This window comes from Micromonospora inaquosa (assembly GCF_003857055.1).
GTDB classification, from domain to species: Bacteria; Actinomycetota; Actinomycetes; order Mycobacteriales; family Micromonosporaceae; genus Micromonospora; species Micromonospora inaquosa.
In genome coordinates, this window is sequence record NZ_QGSZ01000065.1 from 1 (window position 1) to 6,079 (window position 6,079).

Sequence of the window (6,079 nt, forward strand, 5' to 3'; positions counted from 1 at the left end):
ACGTTTCCGGTGAGGGCGCCGGGGTGGTGTCCTCACCGGAGGAGGGAGGGAAGAACCGTGAAGTACATGATTTTGCTCTACGGGTCGCAGCAGGACTACGACGTGCTGTCCGGGCGGGCTTCCGACCGGCCGGCGATGTCGGCCGAGCAGATCGCGGCGATGCACCAGCACATGGAGACCTTCCACCAGGCGCTGACCGAGTCCGGGGAGTTGGTTGACGCCCGGGGCCTGAGCGAGCCGGTGCAGGCCCGCCGGGTGCAGGTGCGCGAGGGGGCACCAGTGATCACCGACGGCCCGTACCCGGAGACGCAGGAGGTCCTCGCCGGTTACACCATCGTGGAGTGCGCCAGCTTCGACCGGGCCACCGAGATCGCCACCGGCCTGGTCGACCCGGACGCCCCCGGTGGGTACGTGGACGTGCGGCCGGTGCTCGACGGTGTCGAGGACCTGGCCGGCTGACCGGGTGCCGGAGACTCCCGCCGAGGACCTGCTGCGCGAACTGGCGCCGCAGGTCCTCGGCGCGCTGGTCCGCCGCTACGGGCACTTCGACACGGCCGAGGACGCGGTGCAGGAGGCGCTGATCGCCGCGGCGCACAGTTGGCCGCGCGACGGCGTACCGGAGAATCCGCGTGGCTGGCTGATCACCGTGGCGTCCCGCCGGCTGACCGACCTGCTGCGGCGCGAGCAGGCCCGGATGCGGCGGGAGGACACCGTGGCGCGGTGGGTGCTACCCGAGCAGTGGTACGCGCCCCCCGCCGACGGTCCACCGGCGGACGCCGACGACACGCTCATCCTGCTGTTCCTGTGCTGCCATCCGGCGCTGTCGCCGGCCTCGCAGATCGCGCTCACGCTGCGCGCGGTGGGCGGGTTGAGCACCGCCGAGGTGGCGCGGGCGTTCCTGGTGCCGGAGGCCACGATGGCCCGGCGGATCAGCCGGGGCAAGCAACGCATCCGCGACAGTGGGCTGCGGTTCGCGCCGCCGACCGGCGCGGAGCGCGCCGACCGGCTCACCGCCGTGCTGCACGTGCTCTACCTGATCTTCACGGAGGGGTACGCCCGCACTGCCGGGCCCGGGTTGCTGCGCGCCGACCTGACCGCCGAGGCGATCCGGCTGACCCGGCTGGTGCGCCGGCTGGCGCCCGAGGACCCCGAGGTCACCGGGTTGCTCGCGTTGATGCTGCTCACCGACGCCCGCGCCCCGGCGCGGATCGGCCCGCACGGTGAGCTGGTGCCGATGGCCGAGCAGGACCGCTCCCGGTGGCGGGCCGACCAGATCGCCGAGGGGGTCGAGCTGATCACCGGGGCGCTACCGCGCGGGGTGGTCGGGGCGTACCAGCTCCAGGCCGCCATCGCGGCCGTGCACGACGAGGCGCCCAGCGCGGCGGCCACCGACTGGGCGCAGATCACCGCGCTGTACGAGGTGCTCGTCGGGATGTCCGACAACCCGGTGGTGGCGCTCAACCACGCGGTGGCGGTGGCGATGAGCCGGGGCGCGCCGGCCGGGTTGGCGTTGCTCGCCGAGCTGGCCGAGGACCCCCGTCTCGCCGACGACCCTCGGCTGCCGGCCGCCCGCGCCCACCTGTGGGAGCTTCAGGGTGAGCGGGTCGCGGCGCGGGAGGCGTACCGGATGGCGGCGGCGCGCTCGACGAACCTGGCGCAGCAGCGCTACCTGAACGCCCGCGCGGAGCGCCTCGCGGGCGACCCACCGCCCACCGGCTGAGCCGACGGGCCGTGCGGGTCACGGGCTGGCGGCCAGGAAGACGAAGGCGGCCATCAGCACCAGGTGCACGCCGCCCTGCAACACGTTGGCCCGGCCGGGCACCACTGTGAGGACGGCGGTCACGGCGGTGAGCGCGAGCAGGGCGAGCTGGGTGCCGCCCAGGCCGAGCAGCAGCGGGCCGTCCAGCCAGATCGAGGCGATCGCGATGGCCGGGATGGTCAGGCCGATGCTGGCCATCGCCGAGCCGAGCGCGAGGTTCAGGCTGGTCTGCACGCGGTCGCGGCGGGCGGCGCGGGCGGCGGCCAGGGTCTCCGGCAGCAGCACGAGCAGGGCGATGATCACGCCGACGAACGCGTGCGGCAGGTTCGCCGCCGCGACGCCGGCCTCGATGGTCGGCGAGACGGTCTTGGCGTCGCCGACCACCGCGACCAGCGCCACCAGCAGCAGCCCCAGGCTGACCATCGCCGCACGGGTCGTGGGCGGCTTGGCGTGCTCCTCCGTCTCGATGACCTGGCCCCGGCTGTCGACCGGCAGGAAGTAGTCGCGGTGCCGGCCGGTCTGCACGAGCACGAACAGCCCGTAGAGCGCCAGCGAGGCGACGGCGGCGAAGGCGAGTTGGGCCGGGCTGAACTCCGGGCCGGGCCGGGCCGTGGTGAAGGTCGGGATGACCAGACTCAGGGTGGCCAGGGTGATCACGGTGGCCAGGGCTCCGCCGGTGCCCTCCGGGTTGAACACCGCCACGCGGCGGCGCAGCGCCCCGAGCAGCAGGGACAGGCCCAGTATTCCGTTGCAGGTGATCATGACGGCGGCGAAGACGGTGTCGCGGGCGAGCGACTGGGTCTTCTCCGGCCCACTGATCATGAGCGTGACGATCAGGGCCACCTCGATCACTGTGACCGCGACGGCGAGCACCAGTGACCCGTACGGCTCGCCCACCCGGTGGGCGACCACCTCCGCGTGGTGCACGGCCGCGAGCACGGCGCCGCCCAGCAGCACCGCGACCACCCCGATGATCAGGCCGGGCAGGTCCCGCCCCCAGGTGCCGATCAACACCAGGAGAGCGAGCACGGGGACGGCGATGGTCCAGTCGGTCAGGCGGGAGCGCAGCAGGGCGGCCATGCCGTACAGCGTGCCAGGCCAGGTGATCATGTGCCCACCATCGACGCAGCGTCTGCCGTGTCGAGGTCCACAGCGGGCAAATCCGTAACCCGTAGGTTACGCTTTCGGGGTGGATGAGGTGGCCGTCGCGATCGCGGACCCGGTACGCCGGCGCATCCTGACCATGTTGCGCGACGAGCCCCTCTCCGCCGGCGCCATCGCCGGGCGGTTCACGATCAGCCGTCCCGCCATCAGCCGCCACCTACGGTTGCTGCGAGAGAGCGGGCTGGTCCGTGACGAGGTGGTCGGACGGCAGAGGATCTACCGGCTCGACCCGGGCCCGCTCGCCCCGCTGCTCGACTGGCTCACCGGGCTCGCCACTGTCGACCGCTGCGAGCGGCACCTCGACGCGCTGGAGACCGAGGTCTATCGCACCCGCCGAGAGCGCCGCAGTCGGGGCCCGGCGGAGCACCGAAGGGAGCACACGGCATGACCCGCACACCCGCAGGACGCCTGTTTCGCACCGCCACCGGGCACGACCTCGTCCTCACCCGGACCTTCCGCGCCCCGCTGGAGGACGTCTGGGCCAGCCTGACCGAGTCGGAGCGTACGGCCCGCTGGTTCGGCCCGTGGGAGGGCGACGCCGGGCCCGGACGGACCATCCGGGTCCAGATGGCGTACGAGGAGCAGCAGCCCTGGTGTGCGGTGCGCATCGACGCGTGCGAACCGCCGCAGCGCCTCGCCGTGTCGATGATCGACGAATATGGCAGCTGGCTGCTGGAGCTGTCGCTGACCGAGAGCGACGGCACCACCGAGCTGCGGTTCGTGCAGCACCTGAGCAGCGTGGAGGGCATCGCCGAGGTGGGCGCCGGTTGGGAGTACTACCTGGACCTGCTGGTCGCCTCCCGCGACGGCTCGCCCCGCCCGGAGTTCGACGACTACCACCCGGCGATGCAGCCCTACTACCAGGGGCTGGCCGCCGCGACGGCCGGCTAGGGGTGGAGCTCACGCCGCAGCTTGGCGAACTCGGCGGTCAACGCTGGCAGGGGAAAGTGCGCGTTCAGGCCGCTGGGGTTCGGCAGCACCCAGACGCGGGCCGGCCCCAGCCGGTCCGGTCGCGGACCCAGGCCGGCCTTCGGTCGGGCGAAGGCGATCCGGTACGCGGTCACCCCGAGGATCGCCACCCACTGCGGCCGATAGCGCTCGGCCTTCACCGCCAACCCGGCGACCCCTGCCACCAGTTCCTCCGACGTCAGCTCCGCGGCGCGGGCGGTGGCCCGGTTGCTCAGGCTGGTGATGCCCAGGCCCTGCCGCAGCAGTTCGTCGCTCTCCCAGGAGCGCAGCTGGCGGTCGGTGAAGCCAGCCCCGTGCAGGGCCGGCCAGAAGCGGCTGCCCCGGCGGGCGAACGGCTCCCCCACGGCGGCCGAGTAGAGGCCCGGGTTGTAACCGCAGAACAACACGCGCAGCCCGGGGCCGATCACGTCCGGCAGACCTCGGCCGGCCGCCGCCGCCACCTCCTGCGGGGTCGGCCGTCGCGGCGGCCCCGCACGCTCCGCGTCCACCCCACCGATCCTGCCGTACGCCCCCGTGCCGGCACCGGCGCACGCCTTGACACCCTGAACGGATGCAGTCCACCGACCACCTCGCCGCCAGCCGCTACGCGCGGATGCGCTGGAACACTCCGCTCTCGCCGGAGCACGCCGCGCTGCTGCTGCAACGGCTCGACGTCCGCCCCGGCGCGCGCGTGCTCGACCTCGGCTGCGGCTGGGGTGAGCTGCTGCTGCGGGCGGTGGCCGCCGGCGGTGTGTCCGGCCCGGTCGCGACCCGGGGCGTCGGCGTCGACACCGACGACGCGGCCCTCGCCCGAGGGCGGCGGCTCGCCGCGGGCCGGTCCCTGAACCGGCACGTCGCCTTCGTGATGGGGGAAGCAGCCGCCTGGCAGGAGCCGGCCGACCGGGTCCTCTGCATCGGGTCGGCACACGCCTTCGGTGGCACCGGGGCGGCCCTCGACGCCCTCGCCGCCGTGGTCCGGCCCGGTGGGCGGCTGCTGTTCGGCGACGCGTACTGGGAACGGACCCCCACGGCGGAGATCGCCGAGGTCTTCGGCCCGGATGTCGCGACCCTCCCCGGGCTGATCGAGGCGGCCCGCGAGCGCGGCTGGCGGCTGCTGCACCTGAGCACCGCCGATCAACGGGAATGGGACGACTTCGAATCCACCTGGCTCGCCGGCCGGCAGGAGTGGCTGCTGGCGTACCCGGAAGATCCCCGTGCGGCCGACGTCCGCGCGGAACTCGACGACCGGTTGCGCCAGTACGTGGGCGGTTACCGAGGTGTCCTCGGCCTCGCCTACCTCGTCCTCGGCCGGTGACGGTCCGGCCTTGACGCCGCCGGCCACGTCGCGCGCGGTGGGCACCGGACCCGGTGCGTTGAGCGGTTGAACCTGCGCGTTTGGCCCACCGGCCCGACCGGCGTGGGGAAGAGTGGCGGGCGAGAGCTGTCGTCGGCCGCGCACGGAGGTTTCCGGATGAGTGACACGTCTTCGTCCAAGCCCGCCCGCAACGTCGTCCTGGTCCACGGCGCGTACGCCGACGGCTCCTCCTGGTCCGACGTCATCCCGCTCCTGCAGCGGGCCGGGCTGACGGTCACCGCGGTCCAGAACCCGCTGACCTCGCTGGCCGACGACGTCGCCGCCACCAACCGCGCCCTCGATCGGCAGGACGGCCCGACGGTGCTGGTGGGCCACTCCTGGGCCGGCACGATCATCAGCGAGGCCGGCAACCACCCGAGGGTCACCGCCCTGGTGTACGTCGCGGCCCGCGCGCCGGACGCTGGCGAGGACTACAGCGCGCTCGCGGCCAAATACCCCACGCCGCCGGCGAACGCCGGCCTCGTGCACCACGACGGGTACGCGCAGCTCAGCGAGAGCGCTTTCCTGGCCGACTTCGCCGGGGGAATCGACGAGGCCCGGGCCCGCGCCCTGTACGCGGTGCAGGGCCCGATCGCCAAGGACCTCTTCCAGGGCCACACCACGACGGCCGCGTGGCGGGACCGACCCTGCTACTACTCGATCTCCACGCAGGACCGCACGACCGCGCCGGAGCTGGAGCGCTTCCTGGCCGATCGGATGAACGCGACCACCATCGAGGTCGAATCATCGCATCTTGCCATGGTCACCCATCCCGAGACGATCGCCGACCTCATTCTGATGGCGACCCGGGGGACCAGCCCCGCGTAGGGCGACCAGGCCGCCCCCCGCGCGGC

General features: G+C 73.5%; 8 protein-coding genes. 6 read left to right on the forward strand and 2 right to left on the reverse strand.

Annotation, left to right across the window (positions count from 1 at the left end):
- Positions 1-66 precede the first annotated feature (66 nt).
- Both DLJ59_RS00890 and DLJ59_RS00895 read left to right on the forward strand, forming a co-directional pair.
- Entirely contained in the window at positions 67-459 is a 393-nt protein-coding gene (locus tag DLJ59_RS00890) for a YciI family protein (RefSeq protein WP_244235769.1), read from the forward strand.
- A 4-nt stretch (positions 460-463) separates the two neighbouring features.
- Positions 464-1,720 carry an RNA polymerase sigma factor gene (locus DLJ59_RS00895; RefSeq protein WP_124770624.1) on the forward strand — a complete coding sequence of 419 codons (1,257 nt, stop codon included), beginning with the start codon at positions 464-466 and terminating at the stop codon, positions 1,718-1,720.
- 18 nt (positions 1,721-1,738) lie between these two features.
- Here DLJ59_RS00895 and DLJ59_RS00900 read toward each other — a convergent pair whose 3' ends face one another.
- Positions 1,739-2,839, reverse strand: a complete 1,101-nt coding sequence (locus DLJ59_RS00900; RefSeq protein WP_208648513.1) for a calcium:cation antiporter — start codon at positions 2,837-2,839, stop codon at positions 1,739-1,741.
- Between the two features lie 109 nt (positions 2,840-2,948).
- Between DLJ59_RS00900 and DLJ59_RS00905 the strand changes: the two genes are divergently transcribed.
- Both DLJ59_RS00905 and DLJ59_RS00910 read left to right on the forward strand, forming a co-directional pair.
- Complete coding sequence (locus DLJ59_RS00905; RefSeq protein ID WP_124770619.1) at positions 2,949-3,311, forward strand: metalloregulator ArsR/SmtB family transcription factor; 363 nt, start codon at positions 2,949-2,951, stop codon at positions 3,309-3,311.
- On the forward strand, positions 3,308-3,814 hold the full coding sequence (locus DLJ59_RS00910) for an SRPBCC family protein (RefSeq protein WP_124770620.1): 507 nt from the start codon (positions 3,308-3,310) through the stop codon (positions 3,812-3,814). The genes DLJ59_RS00905 and DLJ59_RS00910 overlap by 4 nt, the downstream gene beginning before the upstream one ends.
- On the opposite strand, the gene mug is transcribed toward DLJ59_RS00910, so the two are convergent.
- Positions 3,811-4,380 (reverse strand): G/U mismatch-specific DNA glycosylase, encoded by a 570-nt coding sequence (gene mug / locus DLJ59_RS00915; RefSeq protein ID WP_124770621.1) that lies wholly within the window; start codon positions 4,378-4,380, stop codon positions 3,811-3,813. The two genes, DLJ59_RS00910 and mug, sit on opposite strands and share 4 nt — an antisense overlap.
- A 62-nt stretch (positions 4,381-4,442) precedes the next feature.
- Here mug and DLJ59_RS00920 point away from each other — a divergent pair, with 62 nt between their 5' ends.
- Positions 4,443-5,186: an SAM-dependent methyltransferase gene (locus tag DLJ59_RS00920; RefSeq protein WP_124770622.1), complete on the forward strand. Its 744-nt coding sequence runs from the start codon at positions 4,443-4,445 to the stop codon at positions 5,184-5,186.
- A 156-nt stretch (positions 5,187-5,342) separates the two neighbouring features.
- A complete protein-coding gene (locus tag DLJ59_RS00925) occupies positions 5,343-6,053 on the forward strand; it encodes an alpha/beta fold hydrolase (RefSeq protein WP_124770623.1) in 711 nt (236 codons plus the stop codon).
- Positions 6,054-6,079: the final 26 nt, after the last annotated feature.

Excerpts from the sequence above, each read along its gene's own strand:
- DLJ59_RS00925 (WP_124770623.1), top strand. The coding sequence starts at position 5,343 with ATGAGTGACACGTCTTCGTCCAAGCCCGCCCGCAACGTCGTCCTGGTC.
- DLJ59_RS00900 (WP_208648513.1), bottom strand. The coding sequence starts at position 2,839 with ATGGCCGCCCTGCTGCGCTCCCGCCTGACCGACTGGACCATCGCCGTC.
- DLJ59_RS00890 (WP_244235769.1), top strand. The coding sequence starts at position 67 with ATGATTTTGCTCTACGGGTCGCAGCAGGACTACGACGTGCTGTCCGGG.
- DLJ59_RS00920 (WP_124770622.1), top strand. The coding sequence starts at position 4,443 with ATGCAGTCCACCGACCACCTCGCCGCCAGCCGCTACGCGCGGATGCGC.
- DLJ59_RS00910 (WP_124770620.1), top strand. The coding sequence starts at position 3,308 with ATGACCCGCACACCCGCAGGACGCCTGTTTCGCACCGCCACCGGGCAC.